At 30.6% G+C, this 25,440-nt stretch carries 25 protein-coding genes; 23 read left to right on the top strand and 2 right to left on the bottom strand.

Annotation, left to right across the window (positions count from 1 at the left end; all coding sequences use genetic code 11):
* Positions 1-18: 18 nt before the first annotated feature.
* The 4 genes from ACREVU_RS07130 to ACREVU_RS07145 are packed head-to-tail and all read left to right on the top strand — an operon-like array spanning position 19 to position 3,154.
* The gene (locus ACREVU_RS07130; RefSeq protein ID WP_431550923.1) at positions 19-1,029 is read left to right on the top strand and encodes a CotS family spore coat protein; all 1,011 of its coding nucleotides are present in this window, start codon (positions 19-21) and stop codon (positions 1,027-1,029) included.
* A 4-nt stretch (positions 1,030-1,033) separates the two neighbouring features.
* Positions 1,034-1,258 (top strand): hypothetical protein, encoded by a 225-nt coding sequence (locus ACREVU_RS07135; protein ID WP_431550924.1) that lies wholly within the window; start codon positions 1,034-1,036, stop codon positions 1,256-1,258.
* A 21-nt stretch (positions 1,259-1,279) separates the two neighbouring features.
* On the top strand, positions 1,280-2,044 hold the full coding sequence (locus ACREVU_RS07140) for a spore coat protein (protein WP_431550925.1): 765 nt from the start codon (positions 1,280-1,282) through the stop codon (positions 2,042-2,044).
* A gap of 54 nt (positions 2,045-2,098) precedes the next feature.
* Complete coding sequence (locus tag ACREVU_RS07145; RefSeq protein ID WP_431550926.1) at positions 2,099-3,154, top strand: CotS family spore coat protein; 1,056 nt, start codon at positions 2,099-2,101, stop codon at positions 3,152-3,154.
* A gap of 57 nt (positions 3,155-3,211) precedes the next feature.
* On the opposite strand, the gene ACREVU_RS07150 is transcribed toward ACREVU_RS07145, so the two are convergent.
* The gene (locus ACREVU_RS07150) at positions 3,212-4,339 is read right to left on the bottom strand and encodes a glycosyltransferase family 4 protein (protein ID WP_431550927.1); all 1,128 of its coding nucleotides are present in this window, start codon (positions 4,337-4,339) and stop codon (positions 3,212-3,214) included.
* A 143-nt stretch (positions 4,340-4,482) separates the two neighbouring features.
* Here ACREVU_RS07150 and ACREVU_RS07155 point away from each other — a divergent pair, with 143 nt between their 5' ends.
* From ACREVU_RS07155 to rho, 17 genes are all read left to right on the top strand, one after another.
* Positions 4,483-5,487, top strand: coding sequence for a CotS family spore coat protein (locus ACREVU_RS07155; RefSeq protein ID WP_431550928.1), 1,005 nt, complete (start codon positions 4,483-4,485; stop codon positions 5,485-5,487).
* 161 nt (positions 5,488-5,648) lie between these two features.
* Positions 5,649-6,572, top strand: a complete 924-nt coding sequence (yabG, locus tag ACREVU_RS07160; RefSeq protein WP_431550929.1) for a sporulation peptidase YabG — start codon at positions 5,649-5,651, stop codon at positions 6,570-6,572.
* A 304-nt stretch (positions 6,573-6,876) separates the two neighbouring features.
* The gene (locus ACREVU_RS07165) at positions 6,877-7,113 is read left to right on the top strand and encodes a Veg family protein (protein WP_164956945.1); all 237 of its coding nucleotides are present in this window, start codon (positions 6,877-6,879) and stop codon (positions 7,111-7,113) included.
* Positions 7,114-7,403: 290 nt separating this feature from the next.
* Positions 7,404-8,966, top strand: a complete 1,563-nt coding sequence (locus ACREVU_RS07170; protein ID WP_431550930.1) for a DUF3794 and LysM peptidoglycan-binding domain-containing protein — start codon at positions 7,404-7,406, stop codon at positions 8,964-8,966.
* Between the two features lie 289 nt (positions 8,967-9,255).
* Positions 9,256-10,098: a 4-(cytidine 5'-diphospho)-2-C-methyl-D-erythritol kinase gene (gene ispE, locus ACREVU_RS07175; protein WP_431550931.1), complete on the top strand. Its 843-nt coding sequence runs from the start codon at positions 9,256-9,258 to the stop codon at positions 10,096-10,098.
* Positions 10,099-10,276: 178 nt separating this feature from the next.
* A complete protein-coding gene (locus tag ACREVU_RS07180) occupies positions 10,277-10,468 on the top strand; it encodes a CLC_0170 family protein (RefSeq protein WP_431550932.1) in 192 nt (63 codons plus the stop codon).
* A gap of 89 nt (positions 10,469-10,557) precedes the next feature.
* Positions 10,558-12,018: a spore germination protein gene (locus ACREVU_RS07185; protein ID WP_431550933.1), complete on the top strand. Its 1,461-nt coding sequence runs from the start codon at positions 10,558-10,560 to the stop codon at positions 12,016-12,018.
* A 30-nt stretch (positions 12,019-12,048) separates the two neighbouring features.
* On the top strand, positions 12,049-13,176 hold the full coding sequence (locus tag ACREVU_RS07190; RefSeq protein WP_431550934.1) for a GerAB/ArcD/ProY family transporter: 1,128 nt from the start codon (positions 12,049-12,051) through the stop codon (positions 13,174-13,176).
* On the top strand, positions 13,166-14,341 hold the full coding sequence (locus ACREVU_RS07195; RefSeq protein ID WP_431550935.1) for a Ger(x)C family spore germination protein: 1,176 nt from the start codon (positions 13,166-13,168) through the stop codon (positions 14,339-14,341). Before ACREVU_RS07190 ends, ACREVU_RS07195 begins: the two co-directional genes overlap by 11 nt.
* A 61-nt stretch (positions 14,342-14,402) precedes the next feature.
* Complete coding sequence (spoIIR, locus tag ACREVU_RS07200) at positions 14,403-15,032, top strand: stage II sporulation protein R (RefSeq protein ID WP_431550936.1); 630 nt, start codon at positions 14,403-14,405, stop codon at positions 15,030-15,032.
* 35 nt (positions 15,033-15,067) lie between these two features.
* Positions 15,068-16,438: a germination protein YpeB gene (gene ypeB, locus ACREVU_RS07205; RefSeq protein ID WP_431550937.1), complete on the top strand. Its 1,371-nt coding sequence runs from the start codon at positions 15,068-15,070 to the stop codon at positions 16,436-16,438.
* A gap of 282 nt (positions 16,439-16,720) precedes the next feature.
* Positions 16,721-17,752, top strand: a complete 1,032-nt coding sequence (locus ACREVU_RS07210) for a D-alanine--D-alanine ligase family protein (RefSeq protein ID WP_431550938.1) — start codon at positions 16,721-16,723, stop codon at positions 17,750-17,752.
* A gap of 87 nt (positions 17,753-17,839) precedes the next feature.
* Positions 17,840-18,823, top strand: a complete 984-nt coding sequence (locus ACREVU_RS07215) for a tRNA 4-thiouridine(8) synthase ThiI (RefSeq protein WP_431550939.1) — start codon at positions 17,840-17,842, stop codon at positions 18,821-18,823.
* 14 nt (positions 18,824-18,837) lie between these two features.
* Positions 18,838-19,260, top strand: a complete 423-nt coding sequence (locus ACREVU_RS07220) for a YwiB family protein (RefSeq protein ID WP_216158319.1) — start codon at positions 18,838-18,840, stop codon at positions 19,258-19,260.
* A gap of 374 nt (positions 19,261-19,634) precedes the next feature.
* Positions 19,635-21,239, top strand: coding sequence for a CTP synthase (gene pyrG / locus ACREVU_RS07225; protein ID WP_431550940.1), 1,605 nt, complete (start codon positions 19,635-19,637; stop codon positions 21,237-21,239).
* A 257-nt stretch (positions 21,240-21,496) separates the two neighbouring features.
* Positions 21,497-21,817, top strand: a complete 321-nt coding sequence (locus ACREVU_RS07230) for a hypothetical protein (RefSeq protein WP_431550941.1) — start codon at positions 21,497-21,499, stop codon at positions 21,815-21,817.
* 197 nt (positions 21,818-22,014) lie between these two features.
* Positions 22,015-23,484, top strand: a complete 1,470-nt coding sequence (gene rho, locus ACREVU_RS07235) for a transcription termination factor Rho (protein ID WP_431550942.1) — start codon at positions 22,015-22,017, stop codon at positions 23,482-23,484.
* Positions 23,485-23,537: 53 nt separating this feature from the next.
* On the opposite strand, the gene rpmE is transcribed toward rho, so the two are convergent.
* Positions 23,538-23,765 (bottom strand): 50S ribosomal protein L31, encoded by a 228-nt coding sequence (rpmE, locus tag ACREVU_RS07240; protein ID WP_431550943.1) that lies wholly within the window; start codon positions 23,763-23,765, stop codon positions 23,538-23,540.
* A 172-nt stretch (positions 23,766-23,937) separates the two neighbouring features.
* On the opposite strand from rpmE, the gene ACREVU_RS07245 reads away from it, so the two are divergent.
* Positions 23,938-24,522, top strand: a complete 585-nt coding sequence (locus tag ACREVU_RS07245) for a thymidine kinase (protein WP_431550944.1) — start codon at positions 23,938-23,940, stop codon at positions 24,520-24,522.
* Between the two features lie 2 nt (positions 24,523-24,524).
* The gene (locus ACREVU_RS07250; protein ID WP_431550945.1) at positions 24,525-25,427 is read left to right on the top strand and encodes a DUF1385 domain-containing protein; all 903 of its coding nucleotides are present in this window, start codon (positions 24,525-24,527) and stop codon (positions 25,425-25,427) included.
* Positions 25,428-25,440 lie beyond the last annotated feature (13 nt).

Raw genomic sequence — 25,440 nt, forward strand, 5'->3', positions numbered from 1 at the left:
ATATTTCGGAGGCATGCATTGGAAATCCAGGAATTAAAGGATTTAGTACAAAAAAATTATTCCATTTGTATTAACACATTAGAAAAAATAAAAAATGTATACAGAATAGAAACGCAAAATGAGATGTATTGCTTGAAAATCATTAATTATGACTTTAAGCATTTTTTATTTATCGTTGGTGCAATAAAACATTTGCAGGTCAATGGTTTTCAAAAAATACCTGAAATTATTACAACTGTTGATAACAAGGATTATATAGCACTTGAGAAGAAATATGCTTATCTAACACCTTGGGTAAACGCAAGGGAGTGTAATTACGATAATCCTGTAGAAATAAAGTTATGCACTTCAAAGCTTGCGCAGCTTCATAAAAAAAGTTTGAATTTTAAGGTTACACCAGATATGAAACCCAGGATAGCATGGCTTAAATGGATAGAAACATTTAAAACCAGGGAAAGGGAAATATTAGATTTTAAAAGAAGAATACATGAAAAAACATGTATTACTGAATTTGATAATAACTATTTAGCAATAATGGATGAGGAGCTGGAACGATGTAATAGATCAATATATAATTTATGCAAAAGTGAATATGTAAGTAAGATGAAGGAGGAAATAAAACATAGGGGATTATGCCATCATGATTATGCTCATCACAACGTATTAATAGGAAAAAATGGAGAAGTGAATATTATTGATTTTGATTATTGTATCTTAGATACTCATTTACATGATTTAAGTAGCCTGTTAATAAGAAGAATGAAAAATGGAAAATGGAGTTTAGATAACGCACTTTTTATAATGGATAGCTACAATGATATAAATCTAGTATACAAAGATGATAATGAGATAATGGCAGCATTTATGGAATTTCCCCAGGAATATTGGCAAATAGGAATTCAATATTATTGGGAAAAAAAAGACTGGGGAGAAGAGTTCTTTTTAAAAAAACTTCAGAAGAATTATGAGGATAGAGAGGAGAAGCAAATTTTTATTGATAAGTTTAGCAAAATAAAATATGGGAGGTAGTATTGTGGGGAAAAATAAAGATGATTTGTACAATGAAGAAGTGGAAATTGACATGTTACTGCCAGAAGAATCTACTGTAGAGGAATATGACACAAGACTTGATAATATGAAGGAGGAAGTTAAAAAACTTAAGAAAATAAGAAAAAGACAAAAGAAACTTAGAGAATTAGAATTTGAACAAAAAGAGATATTGAAGAAGATGGACAAAAATTATAAAAAGAATAGATAGATTAAATTAGAGGTGATGCCAGTGGCAATAAGCATCTATAATGAATTTTCTGACTATATGGTGTTTAGAGGTATTAAAAATGTAGAGCCAAATGAATTTAAATATATAGATATGGATTTAGACATAACTGAACAATTAGTAATTGAACAGTTTCGTGCTATTAGTGCTTTTCATGAAAAATCTTTAGGATTTAACGGGTATCTTAGAAATAGGTTAAATAACAATACAGGAAAAGTAATAGAGGAATATAAAATTTCTATTAAAAAGCTGGCTGGAGATATAAAAAATATTAAAAAAAATGAATGTACGGATCCCTGTGAAAAATTAATTATTGAATATGGACAGGAAGTTATAAAGAGAGGGGAAGGATGTATAAGAGCAGCATATGAATCAGATTATATAGGGATTATAACAAGGAGTATGAGAAGAAACGAAATATGTTTAGGTAATACAGGTTTTCAAAACCTACGAAAAAATCATTTTGTTGAAGTAGTTAGTTTCGACAATTGTAATTATAACATGGTGGAAATAGATTGTTTCATTTTGCTTAGTAAATTAAAAAGAAAAGGACTGAATTTGGACTTTCGTAAACTTATTAATGAATTCTGTTACATTGAGGAATTAGGTGAGAGGAGTTCTAAATTTCTAATTGCTCTAATTTCTTATCCTAATGAATTCATAAAGTATTGTAATAGGTATAGAGAAGCTAAAAAATATGGGCAGGATGACAAATTTGCAAAGAAACTTAGAAAAGCTTTAATTCAAGATGGAGATTCATTACTTTGATGAGAGTTTAGAAGGAGATTATAGTACTAAGGTTATGATTGAAGAGGTGATAACATGCTAGATGCTAGATATAAAGATAAGAATTATTTAAGTAAATATGATTTAGATGTAAATTTATTTAGCGAATTTGATCTATTAGTTCATGATGTGATTCCAGTAAGGAAGGTATTCATACTTGATACTGATAAAGGGGATAAGGTTTTAAAAAAAGTGAGTTATGGTATCTCCAGACTAGAATTTATTAACTATGGTATTGAGTATATTAAAAATAATAGTTTTAATAGAATTATTCAATTTGAAAAGACAAAAAATAATCTTATATATGTTCCTTGGAAAGATGAGATATATTGTATTATGAGTTTAGTAGAAGGGAGAGAATGTGAGTATAGCAATCCAGTTGATGTTATATTAACTTCAAGAGCACTCGCAGAGCTCCATAGTGCATCAGTAGGGCTTATAAAGAATGAGGATTTTGAAGTGCTAATAGCAAAAAATCACAAGAGATATTTTTGTGGTAAAATGATTGAAAATTTTAATGAAAAATTAAGAGAACTTATATTTTTTAAAAGTATAGCAACACTATACCAAAATAAAAATGAATTTGACTATATATTTCTAGAGCATATACAATATTATGAGGAAAATATAATCCAAAGCATAAAAATTTTGCAATCATCCGAATACTACAATTTATGCACGGAAAAAGAAAAAATTGTATTTTGCCATCATGACTTAGCTCATCATAATATATTGATTAATAAGGAAGAAGTATATTTTTTAGATTTTGATTATGCAATAGTAGATTTAAGGGTACATGATATTTGTAATTTTATAAATAAGGCTATTAAAGATTTTGCTTATAGTATAGAGAAATGCTACAGTATTTTAAATGAATATACACAAGTAAACCTACTAGATCCTAGAGAATTAAAAGTGTTGTATGGTTTGCTTAGTTTTCCAGAGGATTTTTACGGTGTATCTAGAGATTATTATACAAGGAAAAAACAATGGAGCGAAGAAGTGTTTTTAAATAGATTAAAAAGAAAAGTGGAATATAGAGAGGACAGAGAAAAATTTTTAGAGGATTTTAAAAATCATTATAATTGCTAGGTCCAATATTAACCCCCATTATAGTGTAAGGAGCACTATGATGGGGGTTAAATTTTGCTACTTATTCAATAATATATTTTCATAGGCATTTAGGGTAGATGCAGCGGTATGTTCCCAAGTTAGTGTGGATGCTTTTTTTAACCCTTTAGTTATAAGGGATTGTTTTAAAGAATTATCAACAAGCACGTTATACATTTTTTCACATAAGTCGTTAACGTCATATGGATTTACAAGTAAAGCTGAATCTTCCAGTATTTCTGGAATAGAGGTAACGTTAGAAGCGATTACAGGTACTCCACAAGCCATTGCTTCAATTGGGGGTAGCCCAAAGCCTTCGTAAAAAGAAGGGTATACAAAAAGCTCGCAAGCATTATACATGAAAGGGATATGGTCCATAGAAATAAAGCCTGGGAAAATCACTTTATCCTCAATCTTCAAATCTTGTGCTCTTTTTTTATATATATCATAAGATTTACCTTTGCTACCTGCAATTACAAGTTTCATATCTTTTTTTAGTTTTGCTAGGAGTAGACTAAATGATTCTAGTAATCCAACAATATTCTTTCTAGGACTAAAGCCCCCGATATATAGAATATAGTCTCCATCAATAGCATAATTCTTTTCAATAATAATTTTGCTAAGAGTTTTGTTATAAGGTCTGTAAATATCCTCACTAGCCAAATAAGTAACATATATTTTTTCGCTTGGAAAGTTAAAAGCTTTAATAATATCTTGCTTTGAATATTCTGACACAGTAATTATTCCATCGCACAAGGGAATAATATTAGGTATTTTTTCATTGAAAATTTTCAGATATTGTTCACCAACCGTATCTGGCATTTTATAGGGGATAACATCATGTAACGTAATAACAAAGGGGCAGCCTTTGCTATCCGGAAGTCCAATACCATTTTGAGGAACATGATATATGTCTATATATTTGTCTATTAATGGGTTAGGGATGTTCACTTCATTCCAAAAGTTACTTTGATTTTCTTTCGCAATATTATTAATATGAAAATTTTCTTTAAAGGGTATGGCGAGCTTACAGTCTTCAGGTACAAAGAGTGAATAATTATTACAATTATCTATTTTATTTAAAGAGTGAATTAGTTGGTAACAATAAGTTCCTATACCAGTTCCCCTGTACCATTTTGCAGCTCTAGCGTCAATTCCAATTCTCATTTTAAGACTCCTTAAAGACTGATTTAATATGTGAATATACTTCATTATATTAAAAGAACGAATAAATGTTATTAAATAATATAAGAATATATTCTAAAAAAAAATATTGGTAATATAAATTATAAAGGGGGGGGATGAGTAACATGATGAGGGAATTTGAAATTGAAAGACAATATGGTATTAAAATAGAAAGTATACGTCCCAATAAGGGGGTATATTTCTTGAAGACAAATGATGGAAATAAGTGCCTAAAGAAAATCAATTACGGAACACAAAAACTTTTGTTTGTATATGGAGCCAAAGAACATCTTGCAAATAATGGATTTGACAAGGTGGATAGGTATTTTTTGAATACTGAAGGAAATCCTTACGCCTTAGTTAATGAAGATATTTATACATTATCGTCTTGGATAGATGGTAGGGAGTGTGATTTTCATAATGAGGATGATTTAGTGGAAGCTGCAAAAAAATTAGCCTATATGCATATTGCATCTAAGGGATATGAGCCGCCAGACAATAGTAAGCTAAAGACGGATCTTGGTAGATGGCCACATTTAATGGAAAAACGAATAAAGTCTTTTGATAAAATGAAAGACATGATTAGAAAAAAGAAAAATTTTAAAACAGATTTTGATATTAATTATATCAAGAGTTATGAGGATCAAAAGGAATTAGCAAAAAGAGCTATGGCAATACTCGATGATTCTATGTATTTTGATATATGCAGGCAAACAGAAGATGAAAAAGGTTTTTGCCACCATGATTATACGCATCATAATATAATTATTGATAAAAATAATGATGTTAATATAATTGATTTTGATTATTGCAAAAGAGAAGTAAAAGCATTTGATCTATCTAATTTTTTGATAAAAGTGCTTAAGAAGCAGGATTGGGACATAAGATATGCTGAAATAATACTCCAGGCATATAGTAGTGTAAATCCTCTGTTAGAAGAAGAGTACAGGCTCATATATGCATTTTTAGTATTTCCACAGCGATACTGGAGGCTTTGTAACAGATATTATTATAATGAAGTTACCTGGATTCAAAATACCTTTAACAAGAAGATGGAGGAGTTAATTTCTGAAAAAGAAAAGAGCATGGCATTTATTGAAGATTATAAGAAAGTCTTCAATCAAAGGTAGCAGTCAGTATGCTATAAATAATATATATCAGTTTATAAATAGTATGTACCAGATTGTTTAATAAAGTTATGTAGATATAATGTTTACATAACTTTTTTACTTTCACCTATTGTGTACATTTCCATAATATATATTATGAGTTTGAATATGGAGATGATATTATGCAAATAGGCGACATTGTAGTAAGAAAATCCTATGGTGGTGACATTACCTTTAAAATAATAGATGTTATGCATGTAGATAATACTGATGTGTATTTACTTAAGGGAATAAATTTAAGAATTGAAGCAGACTCTCTAGTTGAGGATTTAGAATTAGTATCAGAAAATAATATTGGCGAAATCGATAAGGTTTTTAATAAAAAAGTAAATACGGCAATCAAGAGGATATTAGTGAATAGGGTTAAAGGAAATAGGGGAGATAGAGCAGGTGCTATAGATATTAATGGTAAAATCAAAGAGATGCAATCGAAACAAGAAAAGTACAAGGAATACAAAGAATATAAAAATAAAGATATGGTTTTTGGAAGACCAGGCAAAATACTACATGTTGATGGAGACCCAGAATATCTAGAAGTTTGTCTGAAAACATATAAACAGCTATCTTTAGATGCAGTAGGTAAGGTAATATCTGAAAAGGATCAACCTAATGAAATAGTAAATTTAGTTAAAGAAGTTAAACCAGATATAGTAGTAATTACAGGTCATGATGGTATGGTAAAAGGAGTAACTGATTATATAAGTTTAAACAGTTACAGAAATTCAAAGTACTTTGTGGAGTCTGTTATAGCTCTTAGATCTTATAATAGTAACTATGATGATTTAGTTATATTCGCAGGAGCTTGCCAATCTTGTTATGAGGCAATTTTAGATGCTGGTGCCAATTTTGCTTCTTCTCCAAATCGCGTCTTAATTCATTGTTTGGATCCTGTTCTAGTAGCAGAGAAGATAGCTTATACAAATGTGGAAAATGTTGTAGCTATAGAAGATGTTATACAAAATACTATAACAGGCCTCAAAGGTATAGGAGGCCTTCAAACTAGAGGAAAATACAGAGAAGGATTCCCTAAATCACAGTATATATAGACAAATACCCCATATTTTGTATGGGGTATTTGTTTCTAAAACTGAATATATATATAATTAAGGGAGATACTATAAAAGGCAGTATGTAAAATGTTATATAATTAGGATATATTCTTGGTTTACAATGTTAGAGTTCATAAAAGGGAGAAAAATCAATTCTGTGCCGAATAATCTGTAAAAATGCATTTTGTTAACATAAAATTAACATTGACAAAATTGTTATATTAGTGATAAAATAATTAGCTTACTTGACAAAAATAAATAAACCGTGTATAATGTATAATGTGGAGAGAAGGTGTTTACTGTGGAACAGATTAATGTATTGACTTCAATAAAAGATGAAATTGAAAGTCATGTTGGCGAAAGAGTAACATTAAAAGCAAATGGTGGAAGACGAAAAATTCTTGTGGATAATGGAGTTATTGAAAAGACATATACAAGTATTTTTGTTATTAGATTAGAAAATGACACCCACAGGACTGTGACATATAGTTATTCAGATGTTTTGACAAAAACAGTTCAAATAGTTTTTGCAGGATAAAACGATACTGTACCATGGTATCGTTTTTTAAATTTATAAATTGATTTTATGAATATGAAATTAACAAGGCATATATTAAATAAAGTGCATGTGAACATTAAAAACAATGCATTTTACAAAATATGTGCTTTAATTTTTTGAAAATTAAAGAATATGAGGAATTTTGCAATACGAATAAAAATATCAAATATCATATTTTCTTTACTATTTCTATATATATTAATAGTTAGTATTTTAGGAGGGTGGCAGTTCATAAATGCTACCCCAATAGAAATACAAGGAGGTATAGTATGGAGATAAATTTAATAAGAGAAAATATAGAGTATGAACAACTGCTAGGAGAAAATACTGCTGATACAGTAGTAAAAGAAGAATATGTAATACCAGATACTCATCCAGATGTTAGAGAAATTCTTATGCTAGATGTTAAAGCTCTTATAAACTCTAAAGAAATAATTCAAGATAAGGTATATTTAGAGGGACAAATTCAATACAATGTACTTTATATGACAAAAGATCAAGAACGGACTGATATGGAAAATGTTATATATAGTTCCAAGTTTTCAAATACAATTGATATAATGGGTGCTAAACCTGAAATGCTTTGTGATGCTGAGTGTTTTGTAGAACATATGGAGTGTAGGATAATTAATGAGAGAAAAATATGTTTAGAAGGTATCCTAAAATTAAAATCTGAAGTATATAAAAATTTTAATTTTGAAATAGTTAAAGATATTGAAGCTGTGAAGGATGTTCAATATCTAAAGAATCCTACTAGCATAGATAAAGTTATAAGAAGCTTTAATGGTGAACTAATTGGGAAAGCTAATATTAAAATTCCTATGGAGAAACCAGAAATTGCTAAAATTATAAAATGTGATGTTAATATTCATAAGAAAGAAGTAAAGCTGTACGATGGAAAAATTTCAATTAATGCTTTTGCATGTGTTAATATGATATATAAGGGAACAGATAGCAGAGAATTAAGTTATATTGAGCAGGAAGTTATGTTAAATAAAGAGCTAGACTTTGAGGATGTAAATCCTTACATGGATAATTATACAGACTTTACTGTAGATGCTATGGATTTTGACATTAAGGAAGATGACTTAGGGGAAAAACGAATTATTGATGTAGAATTTTTAATAAAAACAAATACAAGGGCTATGCACAAAGAAGAAGTGGACATGATTGAAGATATATATTCACCAACTACAAAGCTTGAGATGGATAAAAAAGACTACGTACTTAATGTAATGCAAGGACAATTATTAACTGAGACCTTGGTTAAGGGAGATATAGAACTAGATAGTAATATGGCAAAGCCAAGCAAGGTTATTATGTGTAATGCCAGCGTCTCTGTAACAGATAAAAAAGTTATTGAAGATAAGGTTATAATTGAAGGCATAATGAATGTAACCGTACTATATAGAAGCGACGATGAAGAAAGATATCTTTCAGCTGTGTCTGAGGAGATTCCGTTTACCTGTGGTGCTGAAATATTAGGAACTAAGATAAATATGAGCAGTGTGTGTAAGGTAGCTCTTGAAAATATAAATGCAGATATTGAGGCAGGAAATATATCAGTTAGAGCTGTAGTGAAAGTATATGCAAGAGTTAACTATATGGTACAAAAGAAATTTTTAGTTGATGTTTATCCTATAGAAGGTGAAGCACCTAAGAAAACAGCTAGTATTACTATTTATGTAGTGCAATCAGGGGATACATTGTGGAAAATTGCTAAAAAGTATAATACTACTATGCAAGAAGTTGCAAGAGTCAACCAAATAGAAGATCCTAATGTTATAAAAGTTTCACAAAAACTTATAATACCAGGTAGAATAATTATATAGGTGGATGTAAAAGAATAACAAGTTGATATACTAGTATATTGACTTGTTATTTATTTACATGTACCTTATTTTAAATTATATGTAGCAATATTAAATTTGTTGTAATATACTAATTTTATTAACAATATTTCACAAGAAAAGGCTCATCTTATATAAGCCTCTGAATTCCTAAGGGTGACTAAACAATTATTGGCTAATAAGTTGTTAGTTAAGCCATTTTAGTGGGTTAAGCCGTCTTGTTGGATAAAGCCACCTTAGTGGATTCCTAATAAAAAGTTGGAGGAAAATTATGTTAGTAAAAGCTTATGGAAAAATAAATATATCTTTAGATATAGTAGGTAAAAGAGAAGATGGATATCATTTACTTAAAATGATTATGCAAAATGTAGATTTATATGATTCTATGTCCTTTCAAAAATGTAATAAGGGTATTAATATAAGTTGTAATAAACCATACATACCTACGGATGAGAAGAATTTAGTATATAAAGCTGCAAAACTTTTTATTGATACTTATGATATTCACGAGGGTATAAATATATATCTTAAGAAAAATATTCCAGTAGCTGCGGGTATGGCAGGTGGAAGTGCAGATGCCGCTGCTGTTTTTAAAGCATTGAGACAGGTATTTGAAATAGAGGTAGATGACAATGAACTTATGAATTTAGGCATAAAAATTGGTGCAGACGTTCCTTATTGCATAATGGGAGGAACGGCCTTATGCGAAGGAATAGGAGATATTATTACTCCACTAGCACCTTTTAAAAATCAAATTTTAGTATTGGTTAAACCTAATTTTGGAGTATCAACTAAAGAGGTTTATAAGAACTTAGATATTAATAAGATCTTTAAGCATCCTAATACAGAAGCATTAATAAAAGCTATGGAAGAAGAAAAATTAGAGGCTGTATGCAGCGGGATGAAAAATTTGCTCGAAAATGTTACATTAAGAAAATACCCAGTTTTAAAAAGAATAAAAGAAGATATGGTTAGGATGGGTGCAATGGGCGCAATGATGAGTGGAAGTGGCCCTACAATATTTGCTTTTTTTGATGATATGTTAAAAGCGCAAAGATGTTATGATAAATTTAAGACCCAATATAAAGAAGTATACATAACAAGAACGATTTAGTAATGATTTTGTATTTAAATATGAGAACGTGGAAAAACCTTTGTGGCTTTTTCACGTTCTTGTTTTTTGCGTTCAGAATGGGAGAAATATAAGCTACATTTAAATGAATATTTTTTATCAGTGTCGTTAAAACTAGTTTAAGAAGTAAAATGAATTTACTAAAACAAGGAGAAAAACAATGAAAATCTTAAATTTATTTGATGTGTACTTTTTATCGATGATGGTAATTCAGGGTTCAGTAGTAGTTATTATAGACGCAAAAAACTTCAAAAAATCAGGTGATGACAGTACTAGTAAAAAAGCACGCATCTTAGGTTCACTTGCAATTATTATAGCAATTATTTTATTTATGCTAAGGTCCATATTTTAACTGAATTTCATCATTTAAGGCTATGGCTTAAATGAATCTGAACAGTTATAGCTTAAACCCAATTATTTATATATAAGGATGTGAAGACTATGAAAGAGATAATTGATGATAAGATCCAGCTTAATGCAGAAAAAAACATAGAATATTTAAAAGAACTTTTGGAAGATAACTCCGATGTTATTTTTAGAGTTTTTAATGTTGGAGAACGGAAAGCAGCACTAGTTTATATTGATGGGATGGCGGATAAGCTACTATTAGATCATTATGTTTTAGAACCATTAATGTTATGTTCAAAAGGTGTGGAGGATGTTAAGCAAATAAAAGACGAAATACTAGCAGTGACAGATATGCACGAAGTAAAAGAATTAAGTGAAGGAGTTAATTCTGCCCTTGCTGGAGATACATTAATGTTTATAGATGGGTTAGACTGTGCCTATGTTGTTGCAACACGTTTTTGGCCTGCTAGAGGGGTAGGAGACCCATCTAGTGAAACTGTAATTAGGGGAGCAAGAGATGGTCTTACAGAAACTATAAGATTCAACACTGCATTGATTAGAAGGCGAATTAGAGATACAAGGTTAAGAATTAAAGCTACAACAATAGGAACTAGATCAAAAACTGATATGGTTATTATGTACATTGAAGATATAGTCAATAAGACAGTACTTGAGGAACTTGAGGATAGAATAGATAAAATAAATATTGATGTAGTCTTTGACAGTGCTTACATTGAACAATTAATAGAGGATAATAAATATTCACCCTTCCCTCAAATACAAAGTACAGAGAGGCCAGATGTAGTAGCGGCAGCTTTATACGAAGGCAGAGTAGCGGTGGTTGTAGATAATTCTCCTTTTGCAATTATTGTTCCAACTACTCTGCCTAATTTATTTCAATCACCAGATGATTATTATCAAAGATGGATGCATAGTTCTATGATTAGATTTATTAGGATGATTTCTATAATCGTTTCGCTGACGGCACCAGCGCTTTATGTAGCAATTACCTCTTTTCAACCAGATATAATACCTACTAAATTGGCTTATTCTATAGCAGCTTCTAGGGAAGGAGTGCCATTTCCTGCATTTGTAGAAGCTATTATTATGGAATTGTTTTTAGCTCTTCTTATGGAGGCTGTAGTTAGGCTGCCAAGGCCCATCGGGGCTACTATTGGCATTGTAGGTGGGCTTGTTATAGGGCAAGCTGCAGTAAGTGCAGGAATAGTTAGTCCTATTATGATAATTATTGTGGCAATTACTGCTATTACTACGTTTATATCCCCTAATTATGAAGTTACTACAGCGCTTAGACTTGTACGATTTCTTCTTATCATCGCTTCAGCCATTGTAGGCCTTTATGGGATAGTCATGGGACTTATTATACTTCTCATTCATCTAGTTAGAATGAAAAGCTTTGGAATACCTTACTTAGCACCAGCGGTGAATACTAATTTTGCGGATTTTAAAGATATGTATATTAGAGCACCTATATCTGAGCTAAAAGAAAGACCTAAATACATGAAAACGGGGGATAAAATAAGACAAAAATAATGTATCATCTTTTATGTGGAGGGAAATATTATGAGAGACAAAAAAATAATTGGAGATTTTGGGCTATTTACCACTGTTGTGGTGACCATTGTAGGTATAGGAATATTTTCATCCCCAAAGGATATCATAGATAAAGTAGGTAGTGATGCTTGGATAGTTACTTTAGCTTCGGGGATAGTAATTTTTTTATTACTGTATCTTATATATTTGGTTATGAAAAAAAATGATTTTGAGGATTTTACAAATATATTACAGAATAATTTTGGAAAATTATTTGGAGGACTATTTGCTATTATCTTTGCAATTTATAGTATATTTATAGTTTCTCTAGGGATGAGAGAGTTTGTTGAAGTAATTAGACTATTTTTATTAAGGCAGACTCCCACAGAATTTATTTTAATGACAACTATTTTAGCAGGAAACTACTTAGTTAGAGGTGAAATAGGTGATGTAGTTAAGTTTAATGAAATTTCTTTCTGGATTATGTTCATACCAGCATTTGCAGTGTTCATACTTATCGCAATAAATGCAGATTTTACAAATTTACTACCAGTGTTAAATAATAAACCCTCTAATTATTTTAGTGCTTCTAGATATGCACTTTTATGCTTTGGAGGATTTGAAATAGCATATCTTATTCTTCCCTATGTTAAAAAAAAGAAAAACGCATTCAGTGTTTTAAGAAAGAGCATTATGTTTGTAGCGATTTTTTACATTACTATAACGGTGCTTGTTTTAGCTGTGTTCTCTAAAGTTCAAGGTAGGATCTTATTGTGGCCAACTATTTCTATGATAAGGTCTTTATATATACCAGGAACATTTGTAGAACGCTGGGAAGGGATAGTAATGGCGCTTTGGATACTTTTTTATTTCACTACTTTTGTTAATACTTATTTTTTTTCCAGCGAGATTGTAAAAAATATATTTAAATTGAAGGATATTAAAATATCTTCACTTTTAATGATGCCTATTATTTATGCCACAGCATTATATCCAGAAAATATAGCAGAAGTATATAATTTGAAATTTAAAACGACCCCAGTTTTATTAACTGGTATATTTGTTTTTGTAATTTTGCCTGTATTTATCCTAATCGTGGGTAAAGCTAAAGGTAAAAGAAAAGAGAAAAGGAGATGGAAAAGTACAGATGAAATTTAAGATGGGTTTACTCATTATCTTAAGTTGTGTTTTATTTAGTGGATGTTGGGATAAGGTAGAAATAGATAGGCTTAATTTTATATCAACTATAGCTGTTGACACAGGACAAGATATTGGTAAAGAAAAGGAATTAAAAAGTATTAATCCAAAAGATTCCTTTTCTGAGGGGCAAATTAAAAAAATTAATGTAACTTATGGATTTCCAGATATGAGCATGTTAGGGGCGGGGAAAGGTGGAAGTGCGCAGGAAAAATTTATTAATACTGAAGCTTATTCTATGGAAGATGCATCCTCAGAAGCTATGGCTAAAAGTAGTAGAGACATATATATGGGCCATGTTAAGCTATTAATATTAAGTAGCAACTTATTAGAGCATAAAGATACTGTTAAAGAGATAGTTGATTATCTAGAGCGAAATCCTAAAATAAATAGGATGATGGATATTGTTGTATCGGACGGTAAAGCTGAAGACTATATAAAATTTAAACCTATGACAGAAAACAGTGCTGGATATTATATTTCTGGACTTATGGCCAATAGTAAAAGAAATTCTAGGATTATGAGCATAAATTTAAATGAATTTCTTATTCTTTTAAGTGAAAATGGGAATGTGCTGCTACCTAGAATAACTTTAGAAAAGGAAAAAAATGAATTGATTTTGACTGGTGCTGCTATAATTAAAGATTATGAATTAAAAGGATATTTCACCCCCGTAGAATTAATGGATATCCAATTGCTAAGTGACAAGTTTAACATTGGGAAAAAAGTTATATACATTGATGGACACCCTATTGATTATATAATTAACGGATATGAAAGGAAAATGAGGGTGGAGGAAAAAGGGGGTAAGTTGTTAATCAATATAGATTTAGGACTTGAAGGGCAGATAAATGGATATTATGTAGGTAAAAAAATACTGGGAAAAGAAGAGCTACAAAGTTTGCAGAATACTTTTAATACCTCAATTAGTGATGAGTGTGAAAAAATCATGCAAACCGCTAAAGGCGAATTTGAAGTAGATCCATTTGGCGTTCGCGAATATATTGAGAAGTTTAAACCTAAATTATGGAATAAAATAGAGAAGGATTGGTTAGAAAAATATAAAAATGCAATTGTTAAGGTTACTGTTAGAACTGAAATAAGAAGAATTGGATCAGTTCAGTGAATACAATTACATAATGTGGTAATAATCTTAATATAAATCATTGTATTCAGGGGGGATAACATTGAAAAAAATTATATTAACAAGTATTACTATAATTATTATAATTTCTATAGCCTTAAATGGCGGTAGTGTAGCTACAAAAGCTACTCAAAGTGATATCGCTAGTAAACTTATAAGGTTTCACGTAATAGCTAATAGTGATGATAAAATAGATCAAGAATTAAAATTAAAAGTAAGAGATTCTGTTTTAAAATATGTATCACCAAAACTTGTGAATTGCAAAAATATAGAGGAGTCAAGAGAAATTATAAATAGCGAAGATAAAAATATTAAAAAAATTGCTCAAGGCATTATAAACAAAAATGGGTTTAAATATTCAGTAATTACAACACTTTCGCAGGAGTATTTTCCGGTTAAAACTTATGGAAACATAACTTTGCCTCAAGGAAAATACGAAGCCTACAGAATAGTTATTGGAAGTGGCAGTGGCCAAAATTGGTGGTGTGTTATGTTCCCACCTTTATGTTTTGTAGATATTACAAAGGGAAATGTATCTTACCAAAAAACCGAGAGCAAAATGAAGCAAGTATTATCAGAAGATGAATATAAAATGGTGGATAACACCATAAATAACAAAAAAATAATTGTTAAATTTAAACTAGTAGAATTTTTTAATGAATTATTTAGTTGAAAAGAATATATAGAACGCTACTAGGAGGAAAATATATGAAAATGATAAAGAAAAGAATATTGTATACAAGTGCTGTAACTATAATTGTTGTGTTTTCAACAACGTTTGCTATACTAATGTTTTTGGAGAGATTAGATTATAGAAATTATCTTCAAGGTCAATACAGTAAAAATATGTATGAACTTATTAGCTCTGTACAAAATATAAGAATAAATCTTGGCAAAGCTGCTATTGTTGGGTCTAGAGAGCAGAGCATAGTAGTTTTCGAAGAGATTTTCAGATATTCTGCTACTGCAAATGATAAATTGCATTCACTGCCAATAGATCAAGAGGTTGTTGGAGATACTAGCCAGTTTTTAACTCAAGTAGGAGATTTTTGTTATACACTTTCAATAGCAGCCTCGGAAGGCAAGGATCTTAATGATAAGCAGTATGGATTAATTGACGAACTAGAGAAACAATCTTATACTCTCCAGGAGCAATTAAATGGAGTTCTTTCTGATATAAATGACGGCAAAGTTAAGTGGGGAGAGATTAGAAGGAAAAGTACGGGGGTATTTGCAAAGGTAGGGGATGACCTTGTGACTGAGAAATTTAAGGGAATACAAAAACAAGTAGTTCAATATCCTGCATTAATTTATGATGGACCTTTTTCTGATAATACAATAGAAATAAAGCCTAAAATAATGACTCAAAAGCAAGTAAGCGAAAAAGAGGCAATGCAAACAGTAAAAAATATATTTGGAGAAGATAAAATTACAAGTATCGAAAATAAAGCAGTTCCAGGGAAAACAAGAATACCTTCCTATACTTTTTATATAACATTTAAAGGGCGAGATGAAAATCAGGCAAAAACTGTAATAGAAGTAAGCAAAAATGGAGGCAAAATAGTATATTTGTTGGATAGTAGGCCTATAGGAAAGAAAACTTTAGATATTAATAAGGCTATAGAAGGCGGAAGCGTATTTATTGGAAAGTTAGGATATAAAAACATGCAGCCTACATATACTCTTAATTATGATAATACAGCGGTAGTTAGTTATGTATATAATCAAGGAGAAATAGCTATTTACCCAGATCAAGTAAAGCTCAAAATTGCACTAGATGATGGTAGTATTATAGGAATTGAATCTGAAAAGTTTCTAGTGTCTCATGTTGAAAAAAGAGAAATAGCTACACCAAAAATAACTATAGCAAAAGCCCAAGAAAAAGTTGGAAAACGTTTGAAAATAAGTAAAATCAGTTTAGTTATTATACCCACTGAGACTAATAAAGAAGTTTTGTGTTATGAATTTTTAGGCTCATATAAGGAGAAAAGTTTTATTGTATATATTAACGCCAGTACTGGGTATGAACAAAGAATTATGGAAATAATAGATACTCCTAATGGCAAATTAACTATTTAGGAAAATATTAACTAATAGGTTAAACATACGGTATTCATTGGGTTAAGAGAGGATATATTGCGTAAAGTGCATATATATCCTCTCTTCTATTGAATAAATTATAAATTACCTTTATAATTTATAGTGATGTTATTATGGAAATTGTTTAAAATTACAATTTAGATATTAGAATTAAAATACAAAGTAATAGATAAAAATGATATAATATAGTAAATTTATTTAGTTCACGTATGTTTTTATTATTCATAAAATAGTTATTATGGTTATAAGGAGAGATTATAAATGAAAAAGAAAGTTGCAGTATTATTCGGTGGACAGTCTACCGAACATGAGGTTTCTAGAGTATCAGCAACATCAGTGCTAAAAAATATAGATATAACAAAATATGATTTATATCCTATAGGAATAACAAGAGATGGGTCATGGTTTGAATACACTGGTAAAATAGATAAGATAGAGAGCGGAGAATGGGAAAAGGACCAATTTTTTAAAGTTCCACAGGGTCAAAAGATTTTATTCAATAAGGAAGTAGATGTAGTATTTCCAGTATTGCATGGACTATTTGGAGAAGATGGTACTATTCAAGGCATGTGTAAATTATTGGATGTTCCATGTGTTGGGCCTGGGGTAATGTCTTCCGCTATTTGTATGGACAAAGTCTATACAAAATATTTATTAGAAAATTTCAATATAAAACAAGCGGATTATGTAGTGGTTAATGCACATGAATATGTAAAAAATAAAGATATATTAATAGAGAATATAGAAAAAAAGCTTGGTTATGCAGTATTTATTAAGCCTTCTAATAGTGGCTCGTCTGTAGGGATAACCAAAGCTCATAATAGAGAAGAATTAATATTTGGAGTAGAACAAGCTTTAAAGTATGATAGAAAAATTCTGGTTGAGAAGGCTATAAATGCAAGAGAAATAGAAGTGGCAGTACTAGGAAATGATTACCCAGAGGCATCCGTGCCAGGGGAAGTAATACCAGCCAAAGAATTTTATGACTATGAAGCTAAATATAAAAGTGAAGCATCTAAGCTTTTAATACCTGCGTTACTTAGCGAATCTAAGCTAGAAGATATTAAACAGCAAGCTATAAAAATTTATAGAATACTAGATTGCGCTGGCATGGCAAGAGTGGATTTTCTAGTAGATAAAGAAACTGAAGATGTTTATTTAAATGAGGTTAATACTATACCAGGTTTTACTAAAATAAGTATGTATCCTAAAATGTGGCAAGCCACAGGAAAAAATTTTGGTGTGCTTATTGATGAACTTATTGAACTTGCTATAGAAAGAAATAATAAATAGTAGTTACTTATTTGATAATCCCTTATATAGGGTTAAATCTATTTTATTAGTATCGAGTAAAATACAACCAGGAGAGGATAAGGTTTTATGACAACAGCTTTAGCTATGATTTCCGGAGGCCTGGATAGTATACTGGCAGCAAAACTTGTGAAAGATCAAGGCATAGAAGTTATAGGAATATGCTTTAAATCGTATTTTTTTAATGAGAAGAATGCATTGGATATGGTTAAACAAATAGATATACCCTTAGTAGTTGTAGATTTTTCAGAGGAACATTTCAGCATGCTAAAGGATCCAAAACATGGATATGGTAAAAATATGAATCCATGTATAGATTGTCATGCTATGATGATGAGATATTGTGGAGACTTACTGGAAAAATTTCATGCGGACTTTATTATAACCGGAGAAGTTTTAAATCAAAGACCTATGTCTCAAAATAGATCAGCACTAGATATTGTGAAAAATGAATCTGGTATAGGGAAAAAAATACTAAGGCCGCTATCAGCTAAGAATCTTAATCTAACTGAAATGGAGATAGATGGGTTAATAGATAGAGAAGCTCTTATGGATATAAAAGGAAGAAATAGAAAAGTTCAAATGGAATTAGCAGAAAAATGGGGGATTATAGATTACCCATCACCTGCTGGTGGATGTAAACTTACTGAACCTAGTTATTCTGTGAGGCTTAAGGAATTGCTAGAGCATAATAAAGACACATCTAAAAGAGATCTTGAATTACTTAAAATAGGAAGGCACTTTAGAATAACTAAAGATGCTAAGATAATATCCTCCAGAACAGAGGAAGAGGGGCAGTTATTAGAACAGTTTTTAACCGAACAAGATTTAATGTTTTTACCTGTGGATTATAATGGATCTACTGTTGTTATAATAGGAAAATCCACAGATGAAGATATAGAATTTGCAGCTAAGGTTTCAGGGCGATATTGTAAAGGTAAGGACGGCAAACTTATATCTATTAAATATGGGAAATATGGTAATGCTTTAGATAAATCAATAGACGTGAAACCAGCAACCGACGAACAAATAAATAAATATATTTTAAATTAGTGAGGAGTAGGGTTATGAAGAAAAATGCAGTGATTTCAATTGTTAGCAAACAAGCTGACGGTGAAGATGATGGTGATGCAATTGAGGTGGTGACACCTGGAGAATTTTACAAAAAAGATAATTGTTACTATGCAGTATATGAAGAGACAGAAATTTCAGGAATGAAGGGAACTACCACTACATTAAAAATAGATGAAGAACATTTTACACTTATAAGAACTGGAACTACTAATACAGAAATGAAGTTTAAAAAATATGGAAGAGACTTAACTTTATATAATACACCTCATGGTGCGCTAGATTTAACTGTGGATACTAGGGAATTAAAAATGAATGTAGATAATAATGGCGGAGATGTATTTATTGATTATGATATGATAATAGGAAATCAACAGATTTTAAGTACAACTTTAAAAATTAGTATTAAGGCACAATAGTTGGAAAGGCTATGTTCTATACAGAACGTAGCCTTTATTTAAGTTATTATAGGGTTTGAAATATTAGACTTATAAATATAAACATAAAGAGTTTTGTAAAAAAACTCTCCCAAAAAAAAGAAAACCACAAAAAACACTGGTTAATGACAAAAAAGTGTGATAAGATGTTAATATTGTTTTTGAAAATAAAAATACCATTTTACTTTATTATTCTATTTATAGGGTAATTTCTATTATAGATTTAAAAACAACATCTGTCAAGCTATTTTTATAAAACGATTAGGTAAAACTTTACATAACAAGGTATTAACAATAATAACCAGGTTAAAAACAAACAATTCGCAGTAAGTATCAAAACATTAGGAGGAATAATTATGAGTACTAAGTACATATTTGTCACAGGCGGAGTAGTTTCATCTTTAGGTAAAGGAATAACAGCAGCATCACTAGGCAGGCTGTTAAAGAATAGAGGCTTAAAGGTTTCTATACAAAAATTTGATCCATATTTAAATGTAGATCCAGGAACCATGAGCCCATACCAACATGGAGAGGTTTTTGTTACAGATGATGGAGCAGAAACAGACTTAGATTTAGGACATTATGAGAGATTTATTGATGAAAATTTAAGCAAGAGCAGTAATGTAACTACGGGTAAAGTATATTGGTCAGTTATATCAAAAGAGAGAAGAGGAGACTATTTAGGCGGTACAGTACAAGTAATACCTCATATAACTAATGAGATAAAAGAAAGAGTTTATAGAGTAGCTAAAGAAAAAAATGTAGATGTTGTTATAACTGAAATTGGTGGAACTGTTGGAGATATTGAGTCATTACCGTTTTTAGAGGCTATAAGGCAGGTAAAATATGAAGTAGGAATAGAGAATGCTTGCTTTATCCATGTTACATTAGTTCCGTATTTGAGAAAAGCAGGAGAGCTTAAAACGAAACCTACTCAACATTCCGTAAAAGAGCTTAGAAGTATAGGAATTCAACCAGACATAATAGTATGCCGCTCAGAAAAGGAAATATCTGAGGATATGAAGGCTAAAATAGGTCTGTTTTGTAATTTAGAAGCAAATTCCGTAATTCAAAATTTAGATGCAGATAATTTATATGAAGTACCACTTATGCTTCACAAAGAAGGATTAGATACTCTAGTATGTAAAAAATTAAAACTAAATTGTAATGAAATAGATAATGCTGCTTGGATAGACATGGTAGATAGATTAAAGAATTTATCTGGAAATGTAAAAATAGCATTAGTTGGAAAATATGTGGAACTTCATGATGCATATATTTCGGTTGTTGAGGCATTAAGTCATGGAGGTCTTTATAATGACTCTAATGTAGAAATTAAATGGGTAGATGCTTGCGACGTAACTTCAGACAATGCAGACGAAATACTTGGAGATGTTGATGGTATATTGGTTCCAGGTGGATTTGGAGATAGAGGAATAGAAGGAAAAATTCAGGCAACAAGATATGCTAGAGAAAATAAAGTGCCATTTTTTGGAATATGTCTTGGCATGCAGTGCGCCGTTATAGAATATGCAAGAAATGTGGTGGGCCTGAAAACTGCAAATAGTTCAGAAATCGATGCGCAGACGGAGTACCCTGTAATAGACCTTATGCCGGATCAAAAGGATATAGATGAAAAAGGTGGTACTATGAGACTGGGATTATACCCTTGTAAACTGACGAAAGATTCTAATGCTTATGAAGCCTACAGTGATGAAGTTATATATGAAAGACATAGACATAGATATGAATTTAACAACCAGTATAGAAAAGTAATGACTGACGCAGGACTTATGTTTACGGGGACAAGTCCTGATGAAAGATTAGTAGAAATAGTTGAAATTAAAGATCATCCTTGGTTTGTTGGGGTTCAGTTTCACCCAGAACTTAAATCTAGACCTAATAAACCACACCAATTATTTAAGAAATTTATTAAGGCATCCATAGAACATAAAATATAGTAATAAAAAAATATCCTGTAGTGTGGACAAATGAAAAAAGTCTACACTGTAGGATATTTTTATTTGTAATAAAAACATTACCAATAATTTCAATTATAATTTAGCAGGAATTTCATGAAATATATAGAATTTAGTATTAAAGAACAAAATGAGGCAAAATGAATTTGTTACTAATAATTTTAACTATTACAAAACAAATTCAATAAAAAATATAAGATATTGAGGTGAGGCAATTGACATTCGATACTAATATTGCTATGGCTTTAAAAGATTGTGATGGTCAATATAATGTGGTAGAAATGACTATATTTGAGTTAGAGAACCTGAACACTAAATTCTCTTCCTTGAACGTAGAATTACATAGAGGTAATGAAATATTAATTGAGGTTAAGTGTTGCCTTTGTGGAGAAAATCATTCCTATCATTATAATATTAAGGAACTTTTGAAAACAAATATGGTTATAGGTGGATGCGAGCAATTAGCCTTGCCTATATTTTTCATTGGTAAGAATGAAAAAGTTATAGAAAAAGTAAATGAACATAGACAAACTATAGAGAAAATATATGCTATGATATAGAAAAAAATAAAAATACATATAAACCACTAGTGGCTTTGTGTATTTTTAATATAGTGGATTAAATTTATGAAATAGGATATAATTATAAAGTATATCATTTCAAAAAAAATTCATTGGATAGTAAACACATTTTTAAATTCCTATGATATTTATTAAATAGATATTATACATAAAATACCCTTCGGAGGTGCAGATTTTTGATAAACAAAGATTTTGAAAATATGACAGTAGTCGAACTACGGGAACATTGCAAAGAGCTTGGCATTAAAAATATTTCTAAATTTAAAAAAAGTGAGTTAATTGAGGAAATAAAGAAAATAACGCCAGTTTCATTGCAAAGGGATGGAGTTATTTTAAAAGAAAAAATAAGTCCTAAAATCATTTCTAAAGTTCAAGATAACATTGTAGAAAATTCAGAAGCGCAAATCATAAGTAGTCCAATTCAAACTGAGAAAACTCCTGATAATGAAAATATTGATACAGGCTTTAAAAACCAAAATGAAAATAAAAAAGAGAAGTTACAAGAGATGATTAATGAATCGGGTTCATCTAGAGGAGTTCTAGAAATAATTGAAAATAATAGTTATGGTTTTTTAAGAGGACATAATTATTTATCAGGTGAGGATGATATTTATGTATCACCATCTCAAATTAGAAGATTTAATTTGCAAACAGGTGATGAAGTAGAAGGTAAAGTTAGAACACCTAAAGAAGGAGAAAAATTCAAAGCACTATTGTATGTACAGGGAGTAAATGGAGAAAATCCAGATAGGGCTGTAGGTAGAAAACCCTTTGAAAAATTAACTCCTATTTACCCAACTCAAAGGTTGACACTAGAAACTACTCCTACAGATTTGTCTTCAAGAATGATGGATATTATTTCTCCCATAGGTAAAGGTCAAAGAGGAATAATTGTAGCACAGCCAAAGGCAGGAAAAACAACACTTCTTAAAAAAATCGCTAACAGTATTTCTATAAATCACCCAGAAGTAAAATTGATTGTTGTACTAATAGATGAGAGACCAGAAGAAGTTACTGATATGCAGAGATCTATTAAGGGCGAAGTTATTTATTCAACTTTTGATGAAGAACCAGATCATCATACAAAAGTTGCTTATATGGTACTAGAAAGAGCTAAAAGAATGGTAGAACAAGGTCAAGATGTAGTTATCCTGTTAGATAGTCTAACTAGACTTGCTAGGGCCTACAATTTAACTATAACACCTTCTGGAAGAACACTATCTGGAGGACTCGATCCAAGTGCGCTTTTAATGCCAAAAAAATTCTTTGGAGCAGCTAGAAACATTGAAGAGGGTGGAAGTTTGACAATCCTTGCTACTGCACTTATAGAAACAGGAAGCAGAATGGACGATATGATTTTTGAAGAATTTAAGGGTACAGGTAATATGGAAGTTCACTTAGATAGAAAACTTCAAGAAAGAAGAATATTCCCAGCAATAGATATTTATAAGTCAGGAACAAGAAGAGAAGATTTATTACTTACTAAGATTGAAATGGAAACTATATATAATTTAAGAAAGATAATGTATAGAGAAGGTAATGCCACAGGAGTAACAGAAAAGCTCTTAAACTTAATAGCTAAAACTAAGAATAATAGAGAGTTTTTAGAAATGTTAAATAAAAACTTCGAAGTATTAGCTAGATAATAGGACATAAATTAAAAAATGGAAAAGATAATTAAATCTTTTCCATTAATATATTATTCTGCGTCATCTTCTACTTCAGCTTTTAAGTTGAATTTCTTCATGAATCTGTCTACTCTTCCACCGGCATCAATATTCTTTTGCTTGCCTGTGTAGAATGGATGGCAGTTAGAACATACGTCTACTTTAAGTTCTTGTTTAGTAGATCCTGTAATAAAAGTGTTTCCACATGCACATTTAACAACTGTATCATGATGGTATTCTGGATGTATTCCTTCTTGCATATTTTTCACCTCTTTCAAAAAATAAATATATATCCGTATTGTCAACTATTCAAGTTTATCATATAATTGATTATTAAGTCAATAAGAATAAAATTAAATTTGACTTTATTATATAGTGTATATTTGATAAAATACAACTAGTGAGTTTTTTTATGAAATTGGAGGTAAGATTATGTACGGACCAAAAAATCATGGTTGGGTGGAAGTCATTATAGGACCTATGTATAGTGGAAAGTCTGAAGAGCTTATACGTAGGATAAGAAGAACAAAAATTGCAAAACAAAAATTGCAGGTTTTTAAACCGGAAATTGACAATAGATATAGCAAGGTAGATGTGGTATCCCACTGCGGAGAGAAGGAAGAGGCTGTTCCGGTTAAGGATAGCGCAGAACTGTTAAGTCTTTTAGATGAAGATACACAAGTTGTTGCTATTGATGAGGTTCAATTTTTTGATAGTGGAATAATTGATGTAATTACTACACTGGCTGATAATAATAAAAGAGTTATATGTGCGGGACTAGATATGGATTTTAGGGGGAAACCTTTCGGACCTATACCAGCGCTTCTGGCTGTAGCGGAATTTGTTGATAAAATTCAAGCTATTTGTGTAGTCTGTGGTAATCCTGCTACTAGAACTCAACGTCTTATAAATGGTAAACCAGCTAAATATGAGGATCCTATTGTCTTAATAGGAGCATTGGAATCTTATGAAGCTAGGTGTAGAAAGTGTCATATTGTTCCTAGAGAAGGGGTGTAACTATGGCTAAGAATAATGTTGGAGGTCAGGCAGTAATTGAAGGAGTTATGATGAGAGGAAGCACCGGCATTGCTACCGCCGTTAGAAATGAGCAAGGGGAAATTGTAGTGGAGAAAAAAAGCTATACTTCCTACACTAAAAAGAATAAATTTTTAGGAATTCCAATAATAAGGGGGTTTGTTTCGCTAATTGAGTCCTTAATTATAGGAGTGCAAACTTTAAATTATTCAGCTTCTTTTTTTGAAGAAGAGGGGGAACCTTCAAAAGTAGATAAATTCATAAAAAGGTTATTCAAAGAAAAAAGTGATGATGTGATTATGGGATTATCCCTTTTTATTTCTTTGGTTATATCAATAGGGCTATTTTTTATTTTACCGACACTTGTAGCTAATGTTTTTAGAAAAATTGGGACAAGTAACATGGGTATGAATATTGTAGAAGGAATTATTAGAGTTTTATTGTTTCTACTATATGTGTATCTTATAGGTAAAATGGAAGATATTAAGAGAGTGTACCAATATCATGGAGCAGAACATAAAACCATATTTTGTTATGAAAGCAATGTTGAATTAACCCCAGAGAATGCAACTAAATTTGGAAGATTACATCCAAGATGTGGTACAAATTTTTTGTTCTTAGTTATGATAGTTAGCATAATAGTGTTCTCTTTAACTGGCTGGGATTCAATTGGTGAGAGAATAATGTATAGAATTATATTGCTTCCACTAATTTCAGGGATAAGCTATGAAATTATTAAATGGATGGGGAAAAGTAGCGGCTCTTTAGCTAAAATTCTTTCTTATCCAGGACTTAAGCTTCAAAACTTAACTACAAGAGAACCTGATTTGTCTCAACTGGAGGTAGCAATAAAGGCGCTTAAGGTAGCTGAGGGAATAGAAGAATAATAAGCATGGCAAT

The organism is Clostridium sp. (genome assembly GCF_050717535.1).
GTDB lineage: Bacteria > Bacillota > Clostridia > Clostridiales > Clostridiaceae > Clostridium_AD.

What these genes read in the sequence shown, in the direction of transcription:
- ACREVU_RS07145 (WP_431550926.1), top strand. Translation starts at nt 2,099, where the DNA reads ATGCTAGATGCTAGATATAAAGATAAGAATTATTTAAGTAAATATGAT.
- ACREVU_RS07150 (WP_431550927.1), bottom strand. Translation starts at nt 4,339, where the DNA reads ATGAGAATTGGAATTGACGCTAGAGCTGCAAAATGGTACAGGGGAACT.
- ACREVU_RS07155 (WP_431550928.1), top strand. Translation starts at nt 4,483, where the DNA reads ATGATGAGGGAATTTGAAATTGAAAGACAATATGGTATTAAAATAGAA.
- yabG (WP_431550929.1), top strand. Translation starts at nt 5,649, where the DNA reads ATGCAAATAGGCGACATTGTAGTAAGAAAATCCTATGGTGGTGACATT.
- ACREVU_RS07170 (WP_431550930.1), top strand. Translation starts at nt 7,404, where the DNA reads ATGGAGATAAATTTAATAAGAGAAAATATAGAGTATGAACAACTGCTA.
- ispE (WP_431550931.1), top strand. Translation starts at nt 9,256, where the DNA reads ATGTTAGTAAAAGCTTATGGAAAAATAAATATATCTTTAGATATAGTA.
- ACREVU_RS07180 (WP_431550932.1), top strand. Translation starts at nt 10,277, where the DNA reads ATGAAAATCTTAAATTTATTTGATGTGTACTTTTTATCGATGATGGTA.
- ACREVU_RS07185 (WP_431550933.1), top strand. Translation starts at nt 10,558, where the DNA reads ATGAAAGAGATAATTGATGATAAGATCCAGCTTAATGCAGAAAAAAAC.
- ACREVU_RS07190 (WP_431550934.1), top strand. Translation starts at nt 12,049, where the DNA reads ATGAGAGACAAAAAAATAATTGGAGATTTTGGGCTATTTACCACTGTT.
- ACREVU_RS07195 (WP_431550935.1), top strand. Translation starts at nt 13,166, where the DNA reads ATGAAATTTAAGATGGGTTTACTCATTATCTTAAGTTGTGTTTTATTT.
- ypeB (WP_431550937.1), top strand. Translation starts at nt 15,068, where the DNA reads ATGAAAATGATAAAGAAAAGAATATTGTATACAAGTGCTGTAACTATA.
- ACREVU_RS07210 (WP_431550938.1), top strand. Translation starts at nt 16,721, where the DNA reads ATGAAAAAGAAAGTTGCAGTATTATTCGGTGGACAGTCTACCGAACAT.
- ACREVU_RS07215 (WP_431550939.1), top strand. Translation starts at nt 17,840, where the DNA reads ATGACAACAGCTTTAGCTATGATTTCCGGAGGCCTGGATAGTATACTG.
- ACREVU_RS07220 (WP_216158319.1), top strand. Translation starts at nt 18,838, where the DNA reads ATGAAGAAAAATGCAGTGATTTCAATTGTTAGCAAACAAGCTGACGGT.
- pyrG (WP_431550940.1), top strand. Translation starts at nt 19,635, where the DNA reads ATGAGTACTAAGTACATATTTGTCACAGGCGGAGTAGTTTCATCTTTA.
- ACREVU_RS07230 (WP_431550941.1), top strand. Translation starts at nt 21,497, where the DNA reads ATGGCTTTAAAAGATTGTGATGGTCAATATAATGTGGTAGAAATGACT.
- rpmE (WP_431550943.1), bottom strand. Translation starts at nt 23,765, where the DNA reads ATGCAAGAAGGAATACATCCAGAATACCATCATGATACAGTTGTTAAA.
- ACREVU_RS07245 (WP_431550944.1), top strand. Translation starts at nt 23,938, where the DNA reads ATGTACGGACCAAAAAATCATGGTTGGGTGGAAGTCATTATAGGACCT.
- ACREVU_RS07250 (WP_431550945.1), top strand. Translation starts at nt 24,525, where the DNA reads ATGGCTAAGAATAATGTTGGAGGTCAGGCAGTAATTGAAGGAGTTATG.